This window comes from Nonomuraea insulae (assembly GCF_042656245.1).
Genome location: NZ_JBHSPA010000052.1, coordinates 217,908 through 242,616, shown reverse-complemented (window position 1 = coordinate 242,616; position 24,709 = coordinate 217,908). Strand labels below are relative to the sequence as shown.

Sequence of the window (24,709 nt, the reverse complement as noted above, 5' to 3'; positions counted from 1 at the left end):
TGATCGGGCGGCCCTCGCCGTCGGCTGATGTCCGTGTCTGGTCAGGTGGCTCGGGCGTCCAGGGCCCAGGCGTCTCTCGGCGGTTCTGACGTCGGACGCCTCTTATGAGCCTCGATCAGCTATGGGCCTTGATCGGCGCGAGCAGCCAGTCGTCCCGAATCCGGCGAGCGACACCACCGGCCGTCATCCGGGCGAACGACACCACCGGCCGCCATCCGGCGAGCGGCACGACCGGCCGCCGTCTCCTTGCGCGAACGGGTCGCGGAGAGGCGGCCGGCCCGTGGGGGACCGGCCGGAGGTTGGCGCCGATGGCGCGGGGGATCAGCTGGGAGCGGGGACGATGAGCGTTTTGAGGCGGCGTTCCAGAGCCTGGAGATCGTCCTCGGAGTTGAGCTCCGGGTCGTGGCTGGCCACGTCCCAGAGCCCCTCACACGCCAGTCGCACGATCTGCGACCCCAGCGGATCGGGCTCCTCGCTCAGCCCCTCGCGATGCCAGCGGGCCATCGCCTCACGTAGCGGTGCGAGCAGGAAGAGATTGCCCGACGCCCCGGTGACGACGGCCCATCGTCGCAGGCGGCCGGATCTGACGGCGGCCAGCGTCGCTCCCAGGTAGCGCTCGGTGTAGGTCTCGCCCGGCTGAGTGGTCGTCAGCTCGTCGAACTCCTCGATCAACCGTTCCACCATGGCCTTGATCAAGGCTTCTTTGGTGCCGTAGTGATAGAGGAGGCCACCTTTGCTCACACCCGCCCGATCTGCCACCGCGGCCAGGGTGAGCGCGGTCGAGCCCTGGTCGCAGAGAAGATCCTCCGCAGCATCCAAAAGCTCGTCCCTTCGCATGCCTCAACTGTACCGTCCGGACGGTACAGTCGCAAACGAGATACCCTGAGCACGTGACGAGACCGTCGGCCTACCTTGATCATGCGGCGACCACCCCGATGCTGCCCGAAGCGATCGAGGCCATGACGGATCAACTCAAACGCGTCGGCAATGCTTCCTCGCTGCACGCGGCCGGCCGTCAGGTGCGCAGGGTGGTCGAGGAGTCACGCGAGACGATAGCCGACGCGCTGGGCGCCAGACCCAGCGAGGTCGTGTTCACCTCGGGCGGCACCGAGGCCGACAACCTGGCGATCAAGGGCCTCTACTGGGCGGGCCGGCCGCGCAGGCGGGTGCTGATCAGCTCGGTCGAGCACCACGCCGCCCTCGACCCGGCCCACTGGCTGGCCGACAGCCAGGGCGCCGAGGTCGAGCTGCTGGAAGTCGACGAGCTCGGCCGCGTCCACCCCGACACGCTGCGCGCCGCCATCGAGCGCGACCCCGGTGACGTGGCCATGATCAGCATCATGTGGGCCAACAACGAGGTCGGCACCGTCCAGCCCATCCACGTGCTGGCCGCCATCGCGCACGACCACGGCATCCCGTTCCACACCGACGCGGTCCAGGCGGTCGGGCAGTTGCCCGTGTCGTTCTCCGGCTCGGGCGCCGACGCGCTCACCCTGACCGGCCACAAGGTCGGCGGCCCGATGGGGGTCGGCGCGCTGCTGCTGGCCAGAGGGCTCACACCGGTGTCGGTGCAGCACGGCGGGGGTCAGGAGCGCGACGTGCGCTCGGGCACGCTCGACGCGCCAGCCATCGCCGGCCTCGCCGCCGCCGTCAGCACCGCCGTGCGCGAACAGCAGGCCCTGCACCACCGCCTGTCGTCGCTGCGCGACGAGCTGATCCAGCGGGTCCGCGAAGCCGTCCCCGACGTCGTGCTCAACGGCGACCCGGAGGACCGGCTGCCCGGCAACGCCCACTTCTCCTTCCCCGGCTGCGAGGGCGACGCCCTGCTCATGCTCCTCGACGCCAAGGGCGTGGAATGCTCCACCGGCTCGGCCTGCTCGGCGGGCGTGGCCCAGCCGTCCCACGTCCTGCTGGCCATGGGCGCCGACGCGGCGGCGGCCCGCGGCTCCCTGCGCTTCACCCTCGGGCACACCTCGGCCCGCGACGACGTGGACCGCCTCATCGAGGTCCTGCCCACCGCCGTCGAGCGCGCCCGCCGCGCGGGCCTCGGCTGACCCCGTCAGGTCAGGAAGGGGGCCACGGCGATCCAGGCGGGGTCGGCGGACACGTCGACCCTCGGCTCGCCCTCCTCCCAGCCCACGATCAGCTCCTTGGCGTGGATGGCGGCGTCGCCGGTCGGGTCGGCGTACACGTGGATGATGCGGTGCCCCTCCGCGCTCAGATGCGCCGCCAGCACCGCGTCGTCGCGGAGCTTGAGCAGGCGGGCGGCCAGGCGTTCCTCGAAGGAGCGCAGGGCGGTCAGGGAGTCGCCGACGGGCAGGCCGTTCTCGTCGCGGTGCGTGTACGGGAGCGTGATCATGATGTGCTGGTCGAACAGCGGATGGTCCACCGGCCGCAGCGGATAGCGGGCGGTGGCGACCAGGGGCGTGCCGCCGGGGGTCTGGCCCTCCAGCAGCAGCCACTCCTCCTCGGAGAAGCCCGAGGCCACGTCGGTGACCACGGAGGGCAGGTGCATGGCCGCCACGGAGTCGATCGGCTCGAACGTGACCGGCGCGATCTCGCCGACCCACCTGGCCACGTCGTCCTCGCCGAGCAGCCAGTCGAGGGCCAGCAGCGCGGCCTCCATCCTGGTGTCCTCGTCGAGCTCGCCGAAGATCGGATGGTAGGCCGACACGTCCACTCTCGGCTGATTACGCGGAACGCGCAGGCCCAGCTTCAGCTTGTCGAGCGCGAACTCGAAGCCGCCCACGTCGAGGGTGAGCTCCATCGCCATCGGATTGGCCTGCCGCGACGGATGGAACTCCCACAACATGTCGGACGGCGGCGCGGCCTTGGACCAGCGGTGCGCGAGCGAGCGGAGCTCTGCGTCGCCCGCGGCGGTCACCACCAGGGCGTGCGCGGCCTCCTTGCCTGGGGCCACCTCGTAGACCAGGTCAGGGTGGATGGCGGCGACGGCCGAGGTGAGCAGCTCGTCCAGCCCCTCCGGCTCGCCCGCGGCCACCAGCGAGTCGAGCCGCGGCCTGGTCTCCTGCCACCACGTCCAGAAACCGGCGATGGCCTCGTCAGGCCCTACGGCCCCTTCATCTGCGTCCTTGCGCCCGAACAGTCGCATGGACGAATACTTCCAGACCGAGGCCATGGTCGCGCACTCCCGCCAGGACAGTAGGCTGGAACGGTCATGGGATTGCGTGTGCTTGCCGCCATGTCGGGCGGCGTCGACTCCGCCGTGGCCGCTGCTCGGATCGCCGAGGCCGGTCACGACGTCACTGGTGTGCATCTCGCCCTGTCAGCCAACCCCCAATCCCATCGCACGGGAGCCAGGGGCTGCTGCACGGTCGAAGACTCGCGCGACGCGCGCCGCGCCGCGGACGTGATCGGCATCCCCTTCTACATCTGGGACATGGCCGAGCGTTTCCAGCGCGACGTGATCGAGGACTTCGTGGCGGAATACGCCGCGGGCCGCACGCCCAACCCGTGCCTGCGGTGCAACGAGAAGATCAAGTTCGCGGCGGTGCTCGACCGGGCGCTGGCGCTGGGCTTCGACGCCGTGGCCACCGGTCACCACGCCAAGCTGGCGGACGGGGTGTTGTCCAGGAGCGTCGACCAGGGCAAGGACCAGTCCTACGTGCTCGGGGTGCTCACCCGCGCGCAGCTCGGCCACGCGATCTTCCCGCTGGGCGACTCGACCAAGGCCGAGGTGCGCGAGGAGGCCGCCAGGCGCGGCCTGACCGTCGCCGACAAGCCCGACAGCCACGACATCTGCTTCATCGCCGACGGTGACACGCGCGGTTTCCTGGCCGGGCGGCTCGGCGCGGCCGAGGGGCCCATCGTCGACCAGGAGGGCGCGGTCGTGGGCAGCCACCAGGGCGCCCACGGGTTCACGGTGGGGCAGCGCAAGGGCCTGCACATCGACCGTCCGGCCCCCGACGGCAGGCCGCGTTACGTGCTGTCCATCGAGCCGGTGTCCAACACGGTCACGGTCGGTCCGCGTGCGGCGCTGCAGGTCACCGAGATCACCTGTGGTCGTCCGATCTGGAACGGGCCGCCCGGTCTCGACGACCTGACCGTGCAGCTCCGGGCGCACGGGGAGGTCTATCCGTGCCGGTTCGAGGAGGCCGGGGGCGGGCTCACGATCGAGCTCGACCGGCCCGCCACGGGCGTCGCCGCGGGCCAGGCCGCGGTGCTCTACTCCGGCGCCAGCGTGATCGGCTCGGCGACCATCGTGTCCGCTAGCTGAGCGTGGTGGACTCGCCGACCGCGAGGCGGCGGATGTCGGCGCCCTGCTTGTCCGCCTCCATCTTCAGCCAGTTGTCCACCAGGCCCAGGCCGATCTCGCTGTAGAGGGCGTCGTGCGTGGAGTACGCGCGAGCCGGGCGGATCGTACGCAGATACTCCACCACCTCCTTGAGCTTCAGCCACGGCGCGCCGGTCGGCACCAGCAGCGTCGGCACCTCCACGTCCGGCACGGTCAGCGCGTCGCCGGGGTAGAACAGCTCCTCGTCGACCAGGAAGCCGACGTTCTGGACGACGGGCATGTCGGGGTGGTTTTCGGCATGCCACTCCCCGAAGGCCTTCACCTGGAAGCCCGCCGTCTCGAAGCCGTCGCCGTGGCGTACCACCTGGACCTTGCCCGGCACCTCGGTCAAGGCCGCCGCGACGCCCTCGCAGGTCCAGATCTCCAGGTCCGCCGAGGCGGCCTTCAACCGGTCGACGTCCACGTGGTCGAAGTGCTCGTGGGTGATGAGCACCGCGTCGGCGCCGTCCAGCACCGGGCCCTTGCTGAACATCCCCGGATCGATGACGAGGACCTTGCCGTTCTTCTCCACCCGTACACAGGCGTGGTCATGTTTCGTGAGCTTCATTCAGCAGAGCCTACGCTTGTGCCCATGTCGAAGTGGGAAGCCACCGGAGTAGGTTCGCATCCGGGCGAGGATCATCTAGAGGCCATCAGGGTCGTGTTCGGTGAGGTGCCCGGGCTGCCGTACCTGCCCGAGCTGCCCGCGAGAGGCGTCGGGGCGGACATGGTGGGGCGGACGGCGGCGCTGCTGGTCGATCTGCCCGTCGAGGTGCAGCCGTCAGGGTGGCGGCTGAGCGACCGGCCGGGGCGCGACCATCAGCGGGCCGTCGATCACCTGCGGCGCGACATCGACGGGCTGGAGGAGCTCGGGAACGACTACTCGGGGCCGCTCAAGCTGCAGGTCTGCGGGCCGTGGACGCTGGCGGCGACCATCGAGCTGAAGTACGGGGACAAGATGCTCTCCGACCCGGGGGCCGTCCGCGATCTGACGGCCTCGCTGGCCCAGGGCGTCGCCGACCACTGCGCCGAGGTGCGGCGGCGACTGCCCGGGGTGACCGAGATCGTGCTGCAGCTCGACGAGCCGGGGCTGCCCGGGGTGCTCGCCGGGAGCGTGCCGACCGCGTCCGGGTTCGGGCGGCTCGCGGCGGTCGAGGAGTGGCAGGTGGAGGCGTCGATGCGGCTCTTCGAGGCTCCCGTCGTGCACTGCTGCGCGCCCGGGGTGCCGTACGACCTGCTGCGGAGGGCGGGGGTGCGCGGGATCTCCGTGGACGGGGCGCTGGTGCGGCGCAAGGACGACGACGCGCTGGGGGAGGCGTTCCAGGCGGGGCTGGTGTTGTTCCTGGGAGCCGTGCCGGGCAGGGACATGCGGCTTCCCGACCCGGCGGTGGTGGCCAGGCCCGCGGTGCAGCTGTGGCGGCGGCTGGGCTTCGAGGCCGAGCGGCTGGCGGCTCAGGTGGTGCTGACTCCGGCGTGCGGGCTGGCGGGAGCGTCGCCCGCGTACGCCCGTGCGGCACTGGCTGCCTGCGGAAAGGCGGCCCAGGTGCTCAGGGACGACCCCGCGAACGGGATGCAAGGCTGAACCGTGTCCTTGCCGGTCCTCGACGGTAGCGTTTGCTCAGGCAGTCGAACGGAAGGGGGCGCCGCGTGAGCGAGCCAGATGCCGAGGTCGGTGGGGTGCCGGTGACCGCGCTGAAGCGGCATGCCGAGGTCAGCGAGCTGGTCGAGGACGCACGCTGGCGCTACTACGTGCTCGACCAGCCCACGGTGAGCGACGCCCAGTTCGACGAGTGGTTCAGGGAGCTGCTCGCGCTGGAGGAGGCCCACCCGACGCTCCAGACGCCCGACTCGCCCACACAGAAGGTGGGCGCGCCGGTCTCGGGCGATTTCGCCAAGGTTCAGCACCTCAACCGGCTGGAGAGCCTCGACAACGCCTTCAACGCCGAAGACATGGCGGCCTGGCAGACGCGGGCCGAGCGGCTGGCCGAGGGCGACGCGGGGCCCTACCTGTGCGAGCTGAAGATCGACGGGCTGGCGATCGCGCTGGTCTACCGCGACGGCAAGCTGGAGCGGGGGGCGACGCGCGGCGACGGGCGCACCGGCGACGACGTGACGGCCAACGTCCGCACGATCAAGGGCGTCCCGCACCGGCTCAAGGGCGATGACGTGCCGAGCCTGGTCGAGGTGCGCGGCGAGGTCTACATCCCGGTGGAGGACTTCGGCAAGCTCAACGAGCAGCTCGTCGAGCAGGGCAAGCCGCCCTTCGCCAACCCGCGCAACGCCGCGGCCGGCACGCTGCGGCAGAAGGACCCGCGCATCACGGCCCACCGGCCGCTGCGGATGCTGGTGCACGGCATCGGCATCTGGGAGGGCGCGGCCGAGCCGCGGGCGCAGTCGCACGTCTACGACCGGCTGCGGGAGTTCGGGCTGCCGGTCAGCGATCTCTGCAAGGTGGTGCCGGGGCTCAAGGAGATCAACGAGTTCATCGAGCACTACCGCGTGCACCGGCACGACCCGGCCTACGAGATCGACGGGGTCGTGGTGAAGGTCGACGACTTCCGCACGCAGCGGGAGCTGGGCTCGACCTCGCGGGCGCCGAGATGGGCGATCGCGTACAAATACCCGCCGGAAGAGGTCAACACCAAGCTGCTCGACATCCAGGTGGGGGTCGGGCGCACGGGGCGGGTCACGCCGTTCGCGGTGATGGAGCCGATCGTGGTGGCGGGCTCGACCGTGGAGCGGGCCACGCTGCATAACGCGGCCATCGTGGTCAAGAAGGGCGTGCTCATCGGCGACACCGTGGTGCTGCGCAAGGCGGGCGACGTCATCCCCGAGATCGTCGGGCCGGTCGCGGCGCTGCGCGACGGGTCCGAGCGGGAGTTCGTCATGCCCACGCACTGCCCGGAGTGCGGCACGGAGCTGGCCTACGAGAAGGAGGGCGACGCCGACCTGCGCTGCCCGAACGCGCGTGCCTGCCCGGCCCAGATCCGCGAGCGCATCTTCTTCGCGGCCGGTCGGCGCGCGCTCGACATCGACGGGCTCGGCTACGTCGCGGCCACCGCGCTCAGCCAGCCGCTGCCGCCGCAGCAGCCCGTGGTGCGCACCGAGGCCGACCTGTTCGACCTGACGCTGGAGCAGCTCATCCCGATCAAGTCGGTGGTCCGCGACCAGGACACCGGCCTGCCCAAGATCGACCCCAAGACCGGGGAGGAGAAGGTCGTCACCTTCTTCTCCAACCTCAGCGGCGAGCCCAGCCAGAATGCGCTGCGGCTGATGGAGGAGCTGGAGCGGGCCAAACAGGTGCCGCTCGCGCAGGTGCTGGTGGCGCTGTCGATCCGGCACATCGGCCCGCCCACGGCCCGCGCGCTGGCCGACGCCATGCGCTCGATCGACGCCGTGATGAACGCCTCGGAGGAGGAGCTCGCCGCGGTCGAGGGCATCGGGGCCAGGGTGGCGGCCACGATCAAGGAGTGGTTCGCGGTCGACTGGCACCGGGAGATCGTCGAGCGGTGGCGGGCCGCCGGGGTGCGGATGGAGGACGAACCCGCTCCCGAGAAGGGGCCCCAGACCCTCGAAGGGCTGACGTTCGTGGTCACCGGCACGCTGGAGGGCTACACGCGCGACTCGGCGGCCGAGGCGCTCACCAGCAGGGGCGGCAAGGTGTCGGGGTCGGTGTCGAAGAAGACGTCGTTCCTGGTGGCGGGGGAGAACGCGGGGTCGAAATACGACAAGGCGGTGAGCCTGAGCGTGCCGATCCTCGATGGCGAGGGGTTCGAGGTGCTGCTCCACGAGGGTCCTGACGCCGCCGCCGGCGCCGCCGTCACGCCCTCCCCATAACCCCGTCCGGGGACGCTCTCAGGGCTCCGTTCGGGGAACGCTCTCAGCGCCCCGACCATCCCGCCGTCCGGGGAAACGCACCTAGAAACCCCAACCATCCTTTACGGCTTCGCCGAGCCGGCCCCGCCCGCCGCACGGGGCCGGGCCCCGTCCAGGGGAACGCTCCTCCGGTTCACGTGGCCGGCCGCCGTGACGTGCGCCCCGTGGGCCGTCCGCGTGGTCAGTCGTCATCCCCGTCAGCTCCCAGAGGGCCTGCTTAGGCGGGCCCTCTCGCCATTGCGTGCCCGGCTTGCTACTCAGGGTGCTTTTTGGGTATATGTCGGATAGGAGCATTACGGACCGTACGCGCTTGGTTTCGCGAAGTGGGGTGAAGGTCGTACCCTCCCATAGTGACCTAATGGGGGTTCTGTTACCGATGACTGACCCAACCGACACCCGTGACACTGGACCACGCGTCGGCACGCCGCTGTGGGCGTTCCTCGCGGGCATCACCGTGATCGGCTTCACCGCCCTGGTGGTGGCCATGCTCAGGCTGGACGCGGCCGGACTGGTCGAGCTCGCCCGCGGACCGCTGTTCTGGGTGCTCGCGGTGCTGGTCATTCTGGGCGAGCTGCGGCCCGTGATGGTGTCGTCCGCGACCACCGTGGGTGGCACGTACCCGTCCACCATGTTCACCTTCGCCGTGCTGCTGCACTTCGGGCTGCCCGTGGCCGTGCTGATGCAGGCCGTCGCCGTGGCCATCAACGGCGTGGTCACGCGCAAGTCGTGGCATCGGGTCATGTTCAACATCGCCCAGTCCACCCTCGCGCTGACCGCGGCGGCCGTGGTGCTGGGGACGTTCGGGATCGTGCCGAGCCCCGCCCTGCCCTGGGTGCCGCGCGGGAGCGACCTGCTGGCGATAGCGCTGGCCGGGGTGGCGTACTTCGTCACCAGGGCCGCCCTCGTGAGCGGCGCGGTCGCCCTGCACGAGCGGCGCTCGATCATTCGGGTGATGAAGGCCACCGCCGGGCCGCAGAGCCTCGTCTACACGGGGCTGCTGGGCCTCGCGCCGCTGGTCGTGGTGGTCATGAACCATTCGCCCGGCCTCGTGCCCCTGTTCGTCGCCCCCCTCGCCGCCGTCTACTTCACCGCCACGCTCTCCATGCGCCGCGACCACCAGGCCCTGCACGACGAGCTGACCGGCCTGCCGAACCGCAAGATGCTCATCGTCAGCACCGAGGAGGCGCTGGCCGAGGCGCGCCAGGAGGAGCGGGTCGGCCTGTTCCTGCTCGACCTCGACCGGTTCAAGGAGGTCAACGACACGATGGGCCACCCGGTGGGCGACCGGCTGCTGCAGATGGTGGCGCACCGGCTGACCCACTCGATACGGCCCGGCGACGTCGTGGCCAGGCTCGGCGGCGACGAGTTCGCGGTGCTGCTGCCCTCCATCAGGGACGCCCACGCGGCCAGGGAGGTCGCGGCCCGGCTGCGGGCGGCGCTGACCGAGCCGGTACGCCTGGAGGGCATGACCTTCGACCTCGACGCCTCCGTCGGGATCGCGCTCTATCCCGACCACGCGCCCGACTTCGAACTACTGCTCCAGCGGGCCGACGTGGCCATGTACCTGGCCAAGGAGGGCCGTACCGGCGTCGAGCTCTACCAGGCGGACAAAGACCGCAACTCGCCCGAACGCCTCACCCTCCTGGGCGACCTGCGCCGCGCCATCGACAACCGCGAACTGCGCCTGCACTACCAGCCCAAGGTCGCGCTGGACACCGGCGACGTCCAGGGAGTCGAGGCGCTGCTGCGCTGGCGGCACTCGGTGCACGGGTCCATCCCGCCTTCGGAGTTCGTGCCGCTGGCCGAGCAGTCTTACCTGATGCGGCAGCTCACCGCGTACGTGGTCGAGGAGGCCCTGGCGCAGGCCGCCGCCTGGTGGCACAGCGGGATGCGGGTGCAGATCTCCGTCAACATCTCCGCCCGCGACCTGCTCGCCTCGGCCCTGCCCGAGCAGCTAGAGGTCGGCCTGGCCCGCTACGGCCTGCCGCCGGCCGCCATCCAGCTCGAGGTCACAGAACGCATCCTGACCGGCGACCAGGCCTACACCCAGGAGACCATCAAGGCCCTGGCCACACTCGGCGTCCCCCTGGCCCTCGACGACTTCGGCACCGGCTACTCCTCGCTCATCCGGCTCCAGCGGCTGGCGGTCTCCGAGGTCAAGATCGACGCCTCCTTCGTCCGCCGGATCGCCGAGTCCGAGGACGACTACCGCATCGTCCGCTCCATCGTGGACCTGGTCCGCTCGCTCGGGCTCCGCTCTGTGGCGGAGGGCGTGGAGTCGGACGAGGTGGCCATGCGGCTGGTGGAGCTGGGCTGCGACGTGGGCCAGGGCTGGCTCTTCGGCCACCCGTTGCCCGCCGAGGAGGCCACGGAGTGGCTGCGGGATCGGGCGGGGGCCGTGGAGTACGGCTACGAGCCCGAGGTCAGCGGCCTGGCCTGACGCTGTGTTAGGAATCGCGTTCGGAAGCCCATTTCTTAGAAGTACACTTCGACGAAGTGTACTTCTATGCCTCGGAGGTCGGCTTTGATCGCAAAGCCAGAGAAGGTCTTCGCCAGGGACTTCGAGTGGCAGGCCCTGGCGAAGTTCGCCGCGAACCTGGGCCACACCGCACGGATGGGCGTTGTCAGTGGGCGACGTCGCCAGGGCAAGACGTTGCTGATCGAATCGCTCGCGAAGGAACTGGGGGGCTTCTACTTCGGAGCGACAGAAGCGACCGAGGCAGAATCGCTGAGCATGTTCTCGGCGGCGCTCGCCGATCATGCCGGGGAGCCTCACTCGTTCCGGTTCGCCAACTGGGATGAAGCGATCCGACGTCTCTTCGCCATCAGCGCGGAGCGTCGCGATCTCATGGTGATCGACGAGTTTCCCTACCTGTGCAAGGGGGCTCCCGCGCTGCCTTCAATCGTGCAGAGGGAGATCGACCGGGCGATCTCCAGGGACGCTCCGGCGTCCCTGATTCTCTGCGGTTCGGCGATGTCGGTCATGGGCCGCCTGCTCGCGGGAAGCGCGCCATTGCGTGGTCGTGCGTCGCTGGAGCTCATCGTCCGCCCGTTCGACTACCGCGTCGCCGCCGAATATTGGCGAGTGACCGATCGGCGGCTGGCTGTCAAGACTCACGCCATAGTCGGCGGATCCCCTGCCTACCGCCGGTTCGTCCACGAGGACACACCAGAAGGGCCGGATGACTTCGACGACTGGGTGCTGCGAACCGTGCTCACTCCCAGCAGTTCTCTGTTCAGAGAGGCTCGCTACCTCTTGGAGGAGGAGGCCGACGTGCGTGATTCCGCGCTGTACCACTCCGTTCTGGCCGCAGTGGCGCACGGCAACGGCACGCGAGGCGCGATCGCGGCCTATGTGGGGCGCAAGGCGGCCGACATAGGTCACCATCTCAACGTGTTGGAGAACAGTTGCCTCCTGCGGCGAGAGCCGGACGTCTTCCGTTCGTCGCGTTCGGTCTACCGTGTGTGCGAGCCGTTGGTCACCTTCTACCACGTGATAATGAGGCCACGCTGGTCGCTGCTGGAGGTGAACAGAGGGGCCAACGTTTGGGAAGACTCTCGCGGCAGGTTCAGCGACCAAGTGCTCGGCCCTCACTTCGAAGAGATGTGCCGCCAGTTTGTGATGCTCGAACCGGACTTCTTCGGCGCCCTGCCCGGCGAGGTCGGCTCCGGGATCGTGACGGACCCCGTACGGCGGGAGCAGATTCAGATCGACGTCGTCGTCTTCGCGCCTGCGATGCCCGGCGAGCAGCGACGCATCCTCTCCCTGGGAGAGGTGAAGCTGGGCAAGACCATGGGTCCCGGGCACGTGGCGCGGCTCAGGAGGGCCAGGGATCTGCTCGACGCCAAGGGATACGACGTCAGGGACACCATGCTGGCCTGCTACGGCGGTGCCGGGTTCGACGGCGCACTGTCCGGGGAGCGAGATGTGCGGGCGATCGGCCTGGACGAGCTCTACGGGTGACACCCCCGGGGCGGATTAATGCGTTCGGGGCTGCTACGTCAAGCCCCCTAGGATGGCAGTGTCCAAAGACTCCATCCACGAAACGGGTTCAACGACTCATGTCCGCCATAACCCGCGACGAGGTCGCACACCTGGCCCGGTTGTCCAGGCTGGCGCTCACCGATGGCGAGCTCGATCACTACGCCACCCAACTCGATCAGATCATCGAGTCGGTCGCGAAGGTGTCCGAGGTCGCCGCCGACGATGTGCCGCCTTCGTCGCACGCGCTTCCGCTGACCAATGTCTTCCGTGCCGACGAGGTGCGACAGTCCCTGACGCCTGAGCAGGCGCTGGCCGGAGCTCCGGCCGTCGAGGACGACCGCTTCCGGGTTCCGCGCATCCTCGGGGAGGAGGCATGAGTTTGATTCGCAAGTCCGCCGCCGAGCTGGGGTCGATGATCGCCGGTGGCGAGGTGTCGGCCGTCGAGGTGGCCGAGGCGCATCTCGACCGGATGGCCGAGGTGGAGCCCAAGGTCAAGGCGTTCCTGCACGTCGATCGGGAGACGACGCTCGATCAGGCGCGGGCCGTGGACGCCAGGCTCAGGGCCGGCGAGCAGCTCGGGCCGCTGGCCGGGGTGCCGATCGCGCACAAGGACATCTTCAGCACGCGCGACATGCCGACGACGGCCGCGTCCAAGATCCTCGAAGGATGGCGGCCCCCCTACGACGCGACCGTCACCACGCGCCTGCGCGAGGCCGGGCTGGTCATCCTGGGCAAGACGAACCTCGACGAGTTCGCCATGGGCTCCTCCACGGAGAACTCCGCCTACCACTCCACCCACAACCCCTGGGACCTGACGAAGGTGCCCGGAGGTTCGTCGGGCGGTTCGAGCGCGGCCGTGGCCGCCTACGAGGCGCCGCTGTCCACGGGCACCGACACCGGTGGCTCGATCCGGCAGCCCGCCTCGGTGACCGGAATCGTGGGCATGAAGCCGACATACGGTGGCTCGTCCCGCTACGGCCTGATCGCGTTCGCCAGCTCGCTGGACACGCCGGGGCCGTTCGCGCGTAACGTGCTCGACGCGGCGCTGCTGCACGAGGCGTTCTCCGGCTACGACCCGATGGACTCCACCTCCATCGACGCGCCCGTGCCGTCGGTGGTCGAGGCCGCTAAGAACCCCGACATCTCCGGCATGCGGATCGGCGTCGTCAAGGAGTTCGCCGGCGAGGGCTACCAGGCGGGCGTCCTGGCCCGCTACCACGAGGCCGTCCAGCTCCTGGAGTCGCTCGGGGCCAAGGTCGTCGAGGTCTCCTGCCCGTCGTTCACGACCGCGCTGCCGGCCTACTACCTGATCGCCCCCTCGGAGTGCTCCTCCAACCTGGCGCGCTTCGACGCCATGCGCTACGGCCTGCGCGTGGGCGACGACGGCACCCGCAGCGCCGAAGAGGTCATGGCGCTGACCAGGGCCGCCGGCTTCGGTCCCGAGGTCAAGCGGCGCATCATGCTGGGCACGTACGCGCTGTCGAGCGGCTACTACGACGCCTACTACGGCCAGGCGCAGAAGGTGCGCACGGTCATCTCCCGCGAGTTCGAAGCCGCCTACCAGCAGGTGGACGTGCTGGTCTCGCCGACCACGCCGACCACGGCGTTCTCGATCGGCGAGCGCGCCGACGACCCCATGGCGATGTACCTCGCCGACCTGTGCACCATCCCGTCCAACCTGGCGGGCAACGCGGCCATCTCGGTCCCGGTCGGCCTGGCCGACGAGGACGACCTGCCGGTCGGCCTGCAGATCATGGCGCCGGTGCTGGGCGACGACCGCTGCTACCGGGTGGGGGCCGCCGTGGAGCAGGCCCTGGAGAGCCGGTGGGGCGGCGGACTGCTGTCCAGGGCGCCAGAGCTGTAGGACTCGGGAAGGGGGACGGCGGCGTGCTCACACGGATCGAGATCGACGGGTTCAAGTCCTTCCTGGACTTCGAACTCGACGTGCCGCCGTTCCTTGCCCTGGTCGGGCCCAATTCAAGCGGAAAGTCCAACTTGCTGGACGCGCTGGCGTTCGTTCGGGGGGCAATTCTGTCGGACGGCGGCGCGACGTCGCACGATCCGCTGCGGCACGACCCGCTGTTGAACGCGCGCCGGGGCAAGCCTCAGGAGCTGTTTCACAAGCCGGCGGGGAGTACGCCCGTGAACGAGTTCACGATTCGGGTGGCCGCACGGAACGGTCATGAGGAGATGACGGCTGAAGTCGAGGCCGATCGCGAACTGGGTGACTGGCACGTAGACCGCGTGGACGCGGGCCGCTTGTGGAGGCGGGAAGTGTCGTCCTGGCACTTCCACATGCCCGACCCCGCCGTCATGAGGCAGCCCGTCAGCAGACTCGACCGACGGCCCCTCGCGGAGGACGCCGCGAACCTGGCGGGCGTGCTCGGCCGGATGGCGGACACCGGAGAGTTGGACGACCTGATGGTGGATCTCTCGGCGTTGGTGCCCGATGTGACCGGTGTCCGGCCGTTGTTCGACGAGCGGTCGGAGGAATGGTCGTTCGATCTGCTGATCGACCATGAGCCGGTCCCGTGCAGGCTCGCCTCCGACGGCACGCTGCGAGTGCTCGCACTGCTGGCTGCCCTCTACGATCAGAGCTCTTCCGGCCTGCTGATGGTGGAGGAGATCGAGAACGGCCTCCATCCCAGCAGGCTTGGCGAACTGCTGGAACGAGTGGTGCAGCGGGTCGGCGTGAAGGAAGATTCCTGGCGGCAGGTGATACTCACGACCCACTCGCCGGTCGCGGTCTCGACCTTGTATGCGACCGCTCCCGACGCTCTGGTCTTCCTGGACTCCGTCTGGCGGACCGGTGGCGGGAACCCGCGATCAAGGGTGACCATCCCCAAGCCGGTGCGCCCGGCAGGGGAACCGGGCACATTCGTCTCCCCGCGACAGGTGCGCAACTACCTCAGCACGGTAGGGCGGGCGCCATGAGCCGCCCGCTTGTTCCCGGCCTCGTCAGCGAGGGTGACACCGACGAACTCTTTCTGGGGCCCATCATCGGACGCCAACTGCGCGCGTTGACGGATCTCGCGCCACGTCCTGTGGACGTGCAATCCGTCCAGTACGGCTCGTGCCGGCGGTGCTGGCCGGCGTGTCCCATCGGAAGGTCGCGGAGCACTTCGCCTTTGCGGGTGATCACGTGAACCTGTCCGTGCTGGAACAACTACCCGCCTACACCGAATGGCTGAACGCGACCTCCAAGGCGCTGAGGAACCATGGCTTTCTCTGAGCGCCGAAGCGATAGCTTGAACGCAACGATCTGAACTAAGGACCTCACCATGACTGCCGGTACGCTCATGCCGTACGACGAAGCGCTCGACCGGTTCGAGCCGGTGCTCGGCCTGGAGACGCATGTCGAGCTGGGCACCAAGTCGAAGATGTTCTGCGGCTGCAAGACGACCTTCGGCGCCCCGCCCAACACGCAGGTCTGCCCGACCTGTCTGGCGTTCCCCGGGGCGTTGCCGGTGGCCAACACCGCGGCCATCGAGTCGACGATTCGCATCGGGCTGGCGCTGAACTGCTCGATCGCCGAGTGGTGCCGCTTTGCCCGGAAGAACTACTTCTATCCGGACATGCCGAAGAACTACCAGATCTCCCAGTACGACGAGCCGCTCTGCTTCGACGGTTACCTTGACGTCGAGGTCGAGGGGAAGACCGTGCGGATCGAGATCGAGCGGGTGCACCTGGAGGAGGACACCGGCAAGTCCACGCACGTGGGCGGTGCCACCGGGCGCATCCAGGGGGCCGACTACTCGATCGTGGACTACAACCGCGCGGGCATCCCGCTGGTCGAGATCGTGACCAAGCCCATTCCCGGCACCGACCGGATGGCGCCCGAGGTGGCCAAGGCGTATGTCACCGAGCTGCGCGAGACCATGCGGTCCCTGGGCGTCTCCGACGTGCGCATGGAGGAGGGCTCGCTGCGGTGTGACGTCAACGTCTCGCTGATGCCGCGGGGCTCGTCCGAGTGGGGCACCCGTACGGAGACCAAGAACGTCAACTCGCTGCGCAGCGTTGAGCGGTCCGTGCGGAGCGAGATCGAGCGGCAGGCGGCGGTGCTCGCCGCGGGCGGGAAGATCTTTCAGGAGACCCGGCACTTCCACGAGGACAGCGGCACCACCACGTCCGGGCGCTCCAAGGAGGAGGCACAGGACTACCGCTACTTCCCCGAGCCCGACCTGGTGCCGATCGCGCCCGACACGGCATGGGTGGCCGAGCTGAAGGCTGGCCTGCCCGAGCTGCCGTCGGTCAGGCGCAAGCGGCTGCAGGCCGAGTGGGGGCTGTCCGACCTCGACATGCAGGCCATGCACAACGCCGACGCCATCGGCCTGGTCGAGGCCACGGTCGCGGCCGGCGCCCCGGCGGCGGACGCGCGTAAGTGGTGGATGGGTGAGCTGGCGCGGCGGTCCAACGAGACCGGCACTCCGCTGGCCGACCTGCCCATCACCCCCGAGCAGATCGCCAAGGTGGCCGAGCTGGTCGCCTCCGGCGCGCTCAACGACAAGCTGGCGCGCGAGGTGCTCGAAGGCGTGCTGGCCGGTGAGGGCACGCCCGACGAGGTGGTCGAGCGGCGCGGCCTGCGGATCGTCAACGACGAGGGCGAGCTGTCGGCGATCATCGACCAGGTGCTGGCCGACAACGCCGACGCCGCGGAGAAGGTGCGCTCAGGGAAGGTCGCCGCCGCGGGTGCGCTGGTCGGCGGGGTCATGCGGGCCAGCAAGGGCAAGGCGGACGCGGCCAGGGCGCGGCAGCTCATCCTGGAGAAGCTCGGCGTTCAGGAGTAACACGATTTCCCCGGCGGCCTTGCGGGGATTCGGTGGCCCCGTCGACTCAGGTGAATCGACGGGGTCCAAGCGGCTCCGGTCGCTCCAGGCGGATCGACGGGGCCCGAACGGCTCCGGTCGACTCAGGTGAATCGACGGGGTCCAAGCGGCTGCGGTCGCTCAGGGCGCGGTCTTTTCGCGGCGGGTCGCCGTGCGCTTCCTGAGCAGGGGTGCGAGGAGGGCGAGCGCGGCCAGGGCCAGCAGGACGGCGGCGATCGGGCTGCGTACGAGCACGCTCACGTCACCCGCCCCGATGGCCAGCGCCCGCCGGAGCTGGATCTCCGCCATCGGGCCCAGGATCATGCCGATCACCGCGGGCGCGACGGGCAGGCCGAAGCGCCGCATGGCGTAGCCGAGCAGGCCGAGCACGTACAGGACGAACAGGTCCACCACCGTGCCGTTCAGCGCGTAGACGCCGAGGGCGGCGAACAGGACGATCCCGGCGTAGAGGTACGGGCGGGGGATGCGCAGGACGCGGGCCCAGAGGGGGGCCAGCGGCAGGTTGAGGACCAGCAGCATCAGGTTGCCGATGAACAACGAGGCGATCATGCCCCACACCAGCGCCGGGTTGTGGTCGAAGAGCTGGGGCCCCGGCTGCAGGCCGTACTGCTGGAAGGCGGCCAGCAGGATCGCGGCCGTGGCGGAGGTGGGCAGGCCCAGCGTGAGCAGCGGGACCAGGGTGCCGGCCGCCGAGGCGTTGTTGGCCGCCTCCGGGCCCGCGACGCCCTCGATGGCGCCCTTGCCGAACTCCTCGCGCGCCACGCCGCGGGCAAGGCGTTTCTCGGCCGCGTACGACAGGAAGGTGGGGATCTCGGCCCCGCCGCCCGGCAGCGCGCCGAAGGGGAAGCCCAGGGCGGTGCCGCGCAACCAGGGGAGCCAGGAGCGCCGCCAGTCCGTACGGCCCATCCACGCCCGGCCGACCGGCACCACTTCGGGGGTGGCGTGGCGCAGGCGGGAGGCGACGTACAGGGCCTCGCCGACCGCGAACAGGCCGACCGCGACGATCACCACGTCGATGCCGTCGAGCAACTGCGGGATGCCCAGCGTGAGGCGGGCCTGGCCGGTCTGCTGGTCGATGCCGATCAGGCCGATCGCCAGGCCGAGGCCGAGCGAGGCCAGGCCGCGCACGACCGAGCGGGACAGGACCGAGGAGACGGCCGTGAAGGCGAGGACGGCGAGGGCGAAGTAGTCCTCGGGGCCGAAGGCGATCGCGAAGCTGACCACCGCGGGCGCGGCCACGACCAGGAGCGCGGTGGCAATGGTGCCGGCCACGAACGAGCCGATGGCCGCCGTGGCCAGCGCCTGGGCGGCCCGGCCCCGCCTGGCCATCTTGTTGCCCTCCAGCGCCGTGATCATCGAGGCCGACTCGCCCGGCGTGTTGAGCAGGATGGAGGTGGTCGAGCCGCCGTACATGCCGCCGTAGTAGATCCCGGCGAACATGATGAACGCGCTGGCCGGCGGCACCGTGAACGTGATCGGCAGCAGCAGCGCCACGGTCATCGCGGGCCCGATGCCGGGCAGGACGCCGACGAGGGTGCCGAGGGTGACGCCGATGAGGGCGTACAGGAGGTTGACGGGGGTGAGGGCGGCGGCGAAGCCGTCGAGCAGGAGCTGGAACGAGGTCATCTCAGATCAGCCCCACCAGGGAGAGCGGCCCGCCCGGCAGCGCCACGCCCAGGCCCTTGACGAACAGCAGGTACGTCGCCACCCCCATCACGACCGAGATCCCCGCCGCGCGCGGCTTGTGCTCGGCCCCGAGTGCCACCGACAGGCCGAAGAACAGCAGGCTCGCGCCGATGATCCAGCCCAGGACGTTCAGGAGCGCCGCGAAGGCCAGGAAGATGCCGCTGACCAGGCCGACGCTGCGCCAGTCCGCGGGGGCGGCGGTGTCGACGTCCTCGCTCTCCTCGGGGTCGCCGTGCCCGCCGCGCAGGACGTCGGCCACGTAGAACAACCCGATGAGCACCATGGCGCCGCCCACCAGCATGGGGAAGAAACGCGGCCCGAGGCCGATCTGGGAGGCCGCCGCGGAGACGTCCAGCGTCCCGACCACGACGAGCACCCCCAGCACCAGCACGATGACCGCCAGCCCGAGCTCGGGCCGCAGGCGGGGATTCATCAGGAGACGAGCCCCATCTCGGCGATGATGCCCTTGACGCGGGTCTGCTCGGAGCTCAGGAAGTCGGTGAACTGCTGGCCGGTCTGGAAGGAGTCGATCCAGCCGTTCTTGGCCACCGCGTCCTTCCACGGCTGCGCGTCGTGCATCTTGGTGACCAGGTCGGTCAGGGCCTTCTTGTCGGCCTCGGACAGCCCGGCGGGGGCGACGAAGCCGCGCCAGTTGGCCAGCTCCACCTCCAGCCCGGCCTCCTTGATCGTGGGCGCGTCCAGGTCCGGCAGCCGCTGGCCCGAGGACACGGCCAGAGCGCGCAACTTGCCCGACTTCACGTGCTCCGCGAACTCCGCCACACCCGAGATGCCCGCGCTGACCTTGTTGCCGAGCAGCTCGTTCAGCGCCTCGCCGCCGCCGGAGTGGGCGATGTAGTTGACCTGCTTGGGATCCACACCGGCGGCCTTGGCCATCAGCCCGGCCACGATGTGGTCGGTGCCGCCCGCCGAGCCGCCCGAGATGGACACCTTCGCCGGGTCGGCCTTCCAGGCCGCCACCAGGTCGGCCAGCGTCTTGTACGGGGAGGCGGCCGGGACCACGACGATCTCGTACTCCTCGGTCAGTTTGGCGATGGGCGTGGTCTCGGACAGCGTGACCTTCGACTTGTTCTGCTCGATGGCGCCCACCATGACCAGGCCCATGGTCATCAGCAGGTTGCCGTTGCCCTTCTCGCCGGCGAGCTGCGCCAGGCCGATCGTGCCGCCGGCGCCCGGCACGTTGAACACCTCGACCTTGCGCTTCGGGTCGGCCGTCTTGAACGCCTGCTCCGCCGTACGGGAGGTCTGGTCCCAGCCGCCGCCGGGCGCGGCAGGAGCCATGATCCGCAGGGACGAACCGGCGGCGGTGGTGGTGCCCGACTCGCCGCAGGCCGTCAGCGCGCCGAGAGAGAGTGCCGCGAGGGCGGCGAATACGCGCAAGCGCATGATCACTCCAAGTTTCACCTTCGTTGAACTGGCATGGTGAAGTCCCTTTCGTGGCGCGTCGAGGCTTTGCGCGGTTGCCGTCATAGTGGTCGTATTGGTCGCGACCAGGACGTGACCTCCATTTGTTTCCATGTGCAGGGTGAGACGGGTTCGTGACGCCTCCCTCGGGACCCAGCTGTTCGTGCTGCAAATGGTGGTCGTGCTGCTCGCCGTCGGAGGTACGGGAGGCGTGTGGGCCGAGCACACGCGCGACCAGCTCGATTCGCTGCACCAGCAGCGGGCGCTGGCGATCGCCCAGTCCGTGGCGGGGCTTCCCCAGGTACGCGAGGCATTCAAGCTGCAACATCCGGAGACCGTGCTGCAACCGCTGGCCATGAGCGTCCAGCAGGAGACGGGCGCCGACTACGTGGTGATCGCCAACACCGACCAGAAGCGCTACGCCCACCCCAACACCGCGCTGATCGGCAAACGGCTGTCCACCGACGGCACCCCCGTCCTGCGTACGGGCAGGAGCTGGGTCGGCACGGAGACCGGCACGATCGGCACCACGGTCAGGGGCAAGACGCCCATCCGCGACGAGTACGGCGCCGTCATCGGCCTCGTCTCCGTCGGCGTGCTGGAGACCACGGTCACCGGCCAGCTCTCGCGCGCCCTCCCGCCGCTGATCTGGACGGCCCTGGCCGTGCTGCTGGCCGGTCTCGCGCTGGCCGCGCTGATCACCGCGCGGGTACGCAAGCAGACCTTCGGCCTGGAGCCCCGCGAGATCGCCGCCCTGCTGGAGCAGCGCGAAGGCGTGCTGCACGGCGTCAAGGAGGGCGTGCTCGCGCTCGACCTGGCCGGCCGGGTCACGCTGGTCAACGACGCCGCCCGCGACCTCCTGGGCGACACCGTCCTCACCACGGGAGAGGATCTGACGCAGATGCCGGTCTCCGAGCGCATGCGCGACGTGCTCAGCGGCGCCGACCCCGGCGACGACCGCGTCGTGCTGCACGGCGAGCGGGTGCTGGTGCTCAACCGCACCCCCGTCTGGGTACGCGGGCGGCATCGCGGCTGGGTGGTCACCCTGCGGGACCGTACCGAGCTGGTCAGGCTGGCCCGCGAGCTCGACGACACCAGCAGCGCCACCGAGGCGCTACGGGCCCAGGCGCACGAGTTCGCCAACCGCATGCACACCGTCGTCGGCCTGCTGGAACTCGGCGAGAACGAGGCCGCCGTCACCTTCATCACCCGCACCACCGGCGCCGCCTACGCCTCCGACCTGCGCGAACGCGTCCAGGACCCCACCCTCGCCGCCCTCCTGATGGCCAAGTCCGCCGAGGCGGCGGAACGCGGGGCCACGCTCGTGTTGTCGGAGGACTCCTCGGTGCCCGACGGCCTGCTCGGCGACCCACGGGACGCGGTCCTGGTGGTCGGCAACCTGGTCGCCAACGCCATCGACGCGCTCGACGGGGCCGAGGGCACGATCGAGGTGTCGGTTCAGGCCGACGACGGCGGCCTGCGCGTGCGGGTCGGCGACTCGGGCCCCGGCATCGCGCCCGGCCTGGTGGAGGAGGTCTTCAGGGAGGGCTTCACCACCAAGGCCGCCCACTCGGGGCCGCGCGGGCTGGGGCTGGCGCTGACCAGGCAGGTGTGCCTGCGCAGGGGCGGGTGGGTCCGCGTACGGAACGCCGGCGGCGCGGTCTTCACGGCCCTGCTCCCGGTCCGGAGCGGTTCATGATGATTCGTGTGCTCGTGGTCGACGACGACTTCATGGTGGCTCGCATCCACAGCGGGTACGTGGCCCGCGTACCCGGCTTCAAGGTCGTCTCCGTCGCGCACAACGGCGCCGACGCGCTCGCCACGGTCGAGGAGTTGCGGCCCGATCTCGTGCTGCTCGACATCTACCTGCCCGACATGTCCGGCCTGGACGTCCTCAAGGCGCTCCACGACGTGGACGTTCTCATGATCAGCGCCGCCCGCGACGTGCCCACCGTCAGGGAGGCCATGCGCGGCGGCGCGGTCAACTACCTCATCAAGCCGTTCACCGCCGCCGCCCTGGCCGAACGCCTCCAGCAGTACGCCGACACCCGCAAGCGCCTGACCGCCATCGGCGCCGAGGCCCGCCAGGGCGACGTGGACCGGCTCTTCGGCATCGTCACCAGCTCCGCCCCCATGCCGAAAGGGTTGTCCGCTGCCACGTGCGCCCTGGTCGCCGATACCCTGCGGGAGGCGGGCCGCGACCTGTCAGCCGCCGAGGCTGCCGAGCTCACAGGCCTGTCACGGGTCAGCGCCCGCCGCTATCTGGAGCACCTGTGCGCGGTGGGGCAGGCCGAGTTCCGGCCGCGTTACGGCACGGCCGGTCGACCGGAACATCGCTACCGGTGGCTAGGTTGACACACTTCCGTAGCCATTTCCCGTGACATAGGCGGACCCCCGTGCCTTACTGTTGCCTGAGACTTGGCTGCGGACCGGGAGGAGATTGAGGCGTGCGTAACGCCGGACCGATCGAATCACCGACCGACCCGTTCGCCTCGGTGCCGCTGCCCACGTCGGGTGTCTCCAAGAAACCGCGGATCGAAGGACTGCCCCCGGGAGTCTCCCGGGACATCTTCGGCCCGCCGGAACGTCAGGAGACCCGGCAGGCCCAAGGCCCGAGCAGCGCCCAGGGCGGTCCCTCGGGGAAGGGCGGGTTGCCACCGGTGGCCCCGCCCGCCCAACCCTGGCCGATGGCCGAAAAGGGCGCGGCCCCGGCGTTCGCCCCATCCGAGGGCCCTTCCCCCTACGAGCCCGAGCCGCCCCGGCGTCGCCGGGTGCTGCCCGGGCTGGTCGCGTTTCTGGTGGTGCTGGCGGCGCTGGCGTACGTGGTCCCGGCTGTTCTCATGTCCGGATCGGTCTTACGAGGCACCCATGTGGCCGGGGTCGACATCGGCGGGCTGACGGTGACTCAGGCGGCCGACAAGTTGCGTACGGAACTGGCCACCAAGCTCAGCAAGCCCGTGATCGCCGACATCGGCGGCAAGAAGGAGACCGTCCAGGCCGACGAGGCCGGGCTCGAACTCGACGTGGTCGGGACGATCGGGCAGGCGCCCAGCGGGTTCCCCAGCCCCGAGGAGGTGTGGCGTGGCCTGACCGGCACGACCGACCTCAATCCGAAGATCGCCGTCGACTCCGCCCAGCTCACCAGGACCGTCGAAGGCCTGGCGAAGTCCGTCGACAAGCAGGCCCACGAGGGGCGGGTGTTCTTCACCGGGCTGCTGCCCAAGGCCCGCCAGCCCGAGGACGGCGTGCTGCTCGACCGGGAGGACGCCGTAAGCAGGATCAGCGACACCTTCCTGAGCGGGGGCGGCTCGGTCGTCCTCACCCTCAGGCCGGACAAGTCCGTCACCACGCCCGAGGGCGTCGCGGCCGCGCTCGTCAAGGCGAAGGCCGCCGTGGCCGCGCCCCTGACGCTGACCCTCGGTGACAAGCAGGCGCAGATCCCTCCGGCCACGATCGCCGCGCACCTGACGTTCAACTCCGACGGCGACGGCTCGCTCGCACCCGCGTTCGACGCCAAGGCGGTGCTGACCGGTGTGGAGAGCAGCCTGGTCGACGCCGCGCAGCAGCCGCGCGACGCCACGTACCAGATCGTCGATGGCAAGCCGGTCCTGGTGCCCGCGCGCACCGGGCGGGGCGTCAACGACAAGCTTCTGGCCAGGGACGCGGAGAAGGTGTTCGCCGAAGGCGGGAGCCGGACCATCCCCGTACGGCTCGGCACCGTCGCACCCGCCGTCGAGACCTCGCAGATCCAGGGGCTCGGCATCGAGCAGATCGTCGGCACGTTCACGACGACGTTCGACTGCTGCCAGACCCGGGTGACGAACATCCAGCGGATGGCGCAGGACGTCGACGGGCGTGTGGTGAAGGCGGGGGAGACGTTCTCGCTCAACGACGCCGTCGGAGAGCGGACCGTCGAGAACGGGTACGTGGAGGCCGGGCAGATCGTCGGCGGGCGCATGGTCAACATCATCGGCGGCGGGACCTCGCAGTTCGCCACCACCATGTACAACGCGGCCTTCTTCTCCGGGTTCGATGACGTCGAGCACCAGCCCATGGACTACTACGCGCCGCGTTATCCCGCCGGGCGGGACGTGGCGCTGCTGTATCCGGACCTGGACCTGAAGTGGCGCAACGACTCCGACAACGGGGTGCTCATCAAGACCGCCTTCACCGGTACGTCCGTCACCGTCACGTTGTGGGGGAAGAAGCGGTACGACGAGGTGGAGGCCGTGGAGTCGGAGCGGCGCAGCTTCACACCGTTCCGGAGGGTCAGCAGTTCCGCGCCCGGGTGCCTGCCTACGGTGGGGGAGCAGGGGTTCACGATCGATGTGACCCGGGTGTTCCACCAGGACGGCGACGTGGTCAAGAAGGACGAGAAGCTGACCACCAAGTACCGCCCCCAAACCCAGACGACCTGCACGGCCGGCTGACCCCTTTCCCAGGACCTCAGCCCGGGTGGCTGAGGTCCTCCTGAGGCTGCCACCTCAGCCGGTTGCGGCGAGGTGGCGATCGAGGTCCTTCAGGGGCGCGGTGGGACCGCGGGCGCCGGGACGACCGCCGCATCGCGACTCGGCCCGTGAGGCGCCCGGCCAGTTCCGGACATGGTCCCAAATGCGCCTA

The 24,709-nt window shown here is 70.0% G+C and carries 20 protein-coding genes; 14 read left to right on the top strand and 6 right to left on the bottom strand.

Translation table 11 applies throughout. From position 1 onward, the window contains the following. Positions 1-321: 321 nt before the first annotated feature. The gene (locus tag ACFPZ3_RS41015) at positions 322-837 is read right to left on the bottom strand and encodes a TetR/AcrR family transcriptional regulator (RefSeq protein WP_379519758.1); all 516 of its coding nucleotides are present in this window, start codon (positions 835-837) and stop codon (positions 322-324) included. A gap of 53 nt (positions 838-890) precedes the next feature. Between ACFPZ3_RS41015 and ACFPZ3_RS41010 the strand changes: the two genes are divergently transcribed. Further along, positions 891-2,054, top strand: coding sequence for a cysteine desulfurase family protein (locus tag ACFPZ3_RS41010; protein ID WP_379519757.1), 1,164 nt, complete (start codon positions 891-893; stop codon positions 2,052-2,054). Positions 2,055-2,059: 5 nt separating this feature from the next. Here the strand turns inward: ACFPZ3_RS41010 and ACFPZ3_RS41005 are convergent, their stop codons facing one another. Next, positions 2,060-3,112, bottom strand: coding sequence for a DUF695 domain-containing protein (locus ACFPZ3_RS41005; protein ID WP_379519756.1), 1,053 nt, complete (start codon positions 3,110-3,112; stop codon positions 2,060-2,062). Between the two features lie 66 nt (positions 3,113-3,178). Between ACFPZ3_RS41005 and mnmA the strand changes: the two genes are divergently transcribed. Next, positions 3,179-4,237, top strand: a complete 1,059-nt coding sequence (mnmA, locus tag ACFPZ3_RS41000; RefSeq protein WP_379519755.1) for a tRNA 2-thiouridine(34) synthase MnmA — start codon at positions 3,179-3,181, stop codon at positions 4,235-4,237. Here the strand turns inward: mnmA and ACFPZ3_RS40995 are convergent. Beyond that, the gene (locus ACFPZ3_RS40995; RefSeq protein WP_379519754.1) at positions 4,230-4,862 is read right to left on the bottom strand and encodes an MBL fold metallo-hydrolase; all 633 of its coding nucleotides are present in this window, start codon (positions 4,860-4,862) and stop codon (positions 4,230-4,232) included. The two genes, mnmA and ACFPZ3_RS40995, sit on opposite strands and share 8 nt — an antisense overlap. Positions 4,863-4,886: 24 nt before the next feature. Here ACFPZ3_RS40995 and ACFPZ3_RS40990 point away from each other — a divergent pair, with 24 nt between their 5' ends. The 9 genes from ACFPZ3_RS40990 (at position 4,887) to gatB (ending at position 16,942) form a co-directional block, all read left to right on the top strand. Continuing rightward, positions 4,887-5,876 (top strand): methionine synthase, encoded by a 990-nt coding sequence (locus ACFPZ3_RS40990; protein WP_379519753.1) that lies wholly within the window; start codon positions 4,887-4,889, stop codon positions 5,874-5,876. A gap of 65 nt (positions 5,877-5,941) precedes the next feature. Continuing rightward, entirely contained in the window at positions 5,942-8,131 is a 2,190-nt protein-coding gene (gene ligA / locus ACFPZ3_RS40985; protein ID WP_379519752.1) for an NAD-dependent DNA ligase LigA, read from the top strand. Positions 8,132-8,546: 415 nt separating this feature from the next. Then, complete coding sequence (locus tag ACFPZ3_RS40980; protein WP_379519751.1) at positions 8,547-10,610, top strand: putative bifunctional diguanylate cyclase/phosphodiesterase; 2,064 nt, start codon at positions 8,547-8,549, stop codon at positions 10,608-10,610. 84 nt (positions 10,611-10,694) lie between these two features. Further along, entirely contained in the window at positions 10,695-12,134 is a 1,440-nt protein-coding gene (locus tag ACFPZ3_RS40975) for an AAA family ATPase (RefSeq protein ID WP_379519750.1), read from the top strand. Between the two features lie 98 nt (positions 12,135-12,232). Continuing rightward, a complete protein-coding gene (gene gatC, locus ACFPZ3_RS40970; protein WP_379519749.1) occupies positions 12,233-12,532 on the top strand; it encodes an Asp-tRNA(Asn)/Glu-tRNA(Gln) amidotransferase subunit GatC in 300 nt (99 codons plus the stop codon). Further along, positions 12,529-14,019, top strand: coding sequence for an Asp-tRNA(Asn)/Glu-tRNA(Gln) amidotransferase subunit GatA (gene gatA / locus ACFPZ3_RS40965; RefSeq protein WP_379519748.1), 1,491 nt, complete (start codon positions 12,529-12,531; stop codon positions 14,017-14,019). The genes gatC and gatA overlap by 4 nt, the downstream gene beginning before the upstream one ends. Then, entirely contained in the window at positions 13,980-15,089 is a 1,110-nt protein-coding gene (locus ACFPZ3_RS40960; protein ID WP_379519747.1) for an AAA family ATPase, read from the top strand. Before gatA ends, ACFPZ3_RS40960 begins: the two co-directional genes overlap by 40 nt. A gap of 139 nt (positions 15,090-15,228) precedes the next feature. Next, complete coding sequence (locus ACFPZ3_RS40955) at positions 15,229-15,387, top strand: hypothetical protein (RefSeq protein WP_379519746.1); 159 nt, start codon at positions 15,229-15,231, stop codon at positions 15,385-15,387. Between the two features lie 49 nt (positions 15,388-15,436). Next, the gene (gene gatB, locus ACFPZ3_RS40950) at positions 15,437-16,942 is read left to right on the top strand and encodes an Asp-tRNA(Asn)/Glu-tRNA(Gln) amidotransferase subunit GatB (protein WP_379519745.1); all 1,506 of its coding nucleotides are present in this window, start codon (positions 15,437-15,439) and stop codon (positions 16,940-16,942) included. Positions 16,943-17,101: 159 nt separating this feature from the next. Here gatB and ACFPZ3_RS40945 read toward each other — a convergent pair whose 3' ends face one another. The 3 genes from ACFPZ3_RS40945 to ACFPZ3_RS40935 are packed head-to-tail and all read right to left on the bottom strand — an operon-like array spanning position 17,102 to position 20,071. Then, positions 17,102-18,607, bottom strand: a complete 1,506-nt coding sequence (locus ACFPZ3_RS40945; protein ID WP_379519744.1) for a tripartite tricarboxylate transporter permease — start codon at positions 18,605-18,607, stop codon at positions 17,102-17,104. A 1-nt stretch (position 18,608) separates the two neighbouring features. Next, the gene (locus tag ACFPZ3_RS40940) at positions 18,609-19,100 is read right to left on the bottom strand and encodes a tripartite tricarboxylate transporter TctB family protein (RefSeq protein WP_379519743.1); all 492 of its coding nucleotides are present in this window, start codon (positions 19,098-19,100) and stop codon (positions 18,609-18,611) included. Then, positions 19,100-20,071, bottom strand: coding sequence for a tripartite tricarboxylate transporter substrate binding protein (locus tag ACFPZ3_RS40935; RefSeq protein WP_379519742.1), 972 nt, complete (start codon positions 20,069-20,071; stop codon positions 19,100-19,102). Before ACFPZ3_RS40935 ends, ACFPZ3_RS40940 begins: the two co-directional genes overlap by 1 nt. A 130-nt stretch (positions 20,072-20,201) precedes the next feature. Between ACFPZ3_RS40935 and ACFPZ3_RS40930 the strand changes: the two genes are divergently transcribed. The 3 genes from ACFPZ3_RS40930 to ACFPZ3_RS40920 all read left to right on the top strand — a co-directional run bounded on the left by ACFPZ3_RS40930 (position 20,202) and on the right by ACFPZ3_RS40920 (position 24,519). Beyond that, positions 20,202-21,788, top strand: a complete 1,587-nt coding sequence (locus ACFPZ3_RS40930; RefSeq protein WP_379519741.1) for a sensor histidine kinase — start codon at positions 20,202-20,204, stop codon at positions 21,786-21,788. Then, positions 21,788-22,444 carry a response regulator gene (locus tag ACFPZ3_RS40925; protein WP_379519830.1) on the top strand — a complete coding sequence of 219 codons (657 nt, stop codon included), beginning with the start codon at positions 21,788-21,790 and terminating at the stop codon, positions 22,442-22,444. Before ACFPZ3_RS40930 ends, ACFPZ3_RS40925 begins: the two co-directional genes overlap by 1 nt. A 92-nt stretch (positions 22,445-22,536) precedes the next feature. After that, a complete protein-coding gene (locus ACFPZ3_RS40920; RefSeq protein WP_379519740.1) occupies positions 22,537-24,519 on the top strand; it encodes a VanW family protein in 1,983 nt (660 codons plus the stop codon). Positions 24,520-24,709 lie beyond the last annotated feature (190 nt).

Excerpts from the sequence above, each read along its gene's own strand:
- ACFPZ3_RS40940 (WP_379519743.1), bottom strand. The coding sequence starts at position 19,100 with ATGAATCCCCGCCTGCGGCCCGAGCTCGGGCTGGCGGTCATCGTGCTG.
- gatA (WP_379519748.1), top strand. The coding sequence starts at position 12,529 with ATGAGTTTGATTCGCAAGTCCGCCGCCGAGCTGGGGTCGATGATCGCC.
- ACFPZ3_RS41005 (WP_379519756.1), bottom strand. The coding sequence starts at position 3,112 with ATGCGACTGTTCGGGCGCAAGGACGCAGATGAAGGGGCCGTAGGGCCT.
- ACFPZ3_RS41015 (WP_379519758.1), bottom strand. The coding sequence starts at position 837 with ATGCGAAGGGACGAGCTTTTGGATGCTGCGGAGGATCTTCTCTGCGAC.
- ACFPZ3_RS40945 (WP_379519744.1), bottom strand. The coding sequence starts at position 18,607 with ATGACCTCGTTCCAGCTCCTGCTCGACGGCTTCGCCGCCGCCCTCACC.
- mnmA (WP_379519755.1), top strand. The coding sequence starts at position 3,179 with ATGGGATTGCGTGTGCTTGCCGCCATGTCGGGCGGCGTCGACTCCGCC.
- ACFPZ3_RS40930 (WP_379519741.1), top strand. The coding sequence starts at position 20,202 with ATGTGCAGGGTGAGACGGGTTCGTGACGCCTCCCTCGGGACCCAGCTG.
- ACFPZ3_RS40925 (WP_379519830.1), top strand. The coding sequence starts at position 21,788 with ATGATTCGTGTGCTCGTGGTCGACGACGACTTCATGGTGGCTCGCATC.
- ACFPZ3_RS40995 (WP_379519754.1), bottom strand. The coding sequence starts at position 4,862 with ATGAAGCTCACGAAACATGACCACGCCTGTGTACGGGTGGAGAAGAAC.
- gatB (WP_379519745.1), top strand. The coding sequence starts at position 15,437 with ATGACTGCCGGTACGCTCATGCCGTACGACGAAGCGCTCGACCGGTTC.
- ACFPZ3_RS40990 (WP_379519753.1), top strand. The coding sequence starts at position 4,887 with ATGTCGAAGTGGGAAGCCACCGGAGTAGGTTCGCATCCGGGCGAGGAT.
- ACFPZ3_RS40935 (WP_379519742.1), bottom strand. The coding sequence starts at position 20,071 with ATGCGCTTGCGCGTATTCGCCGCCCTCGCGGCACTCTCTCTCGGCGCG.
- gatC (WP_379519749.1), top strand. The coding sequence starts at position 12,233 with ATGTCCGCCATAACCCGCGACGAGGTCGCACACCTGGCCCGGTTGTCC.
- ACFPZ3_RS40980 (WP_379519751.1), top strand. The coding sequence starts at position 8,547 with ATGACTGACCCAACCGACACCCGTGACACTGGACCACGCGTCGGCACG.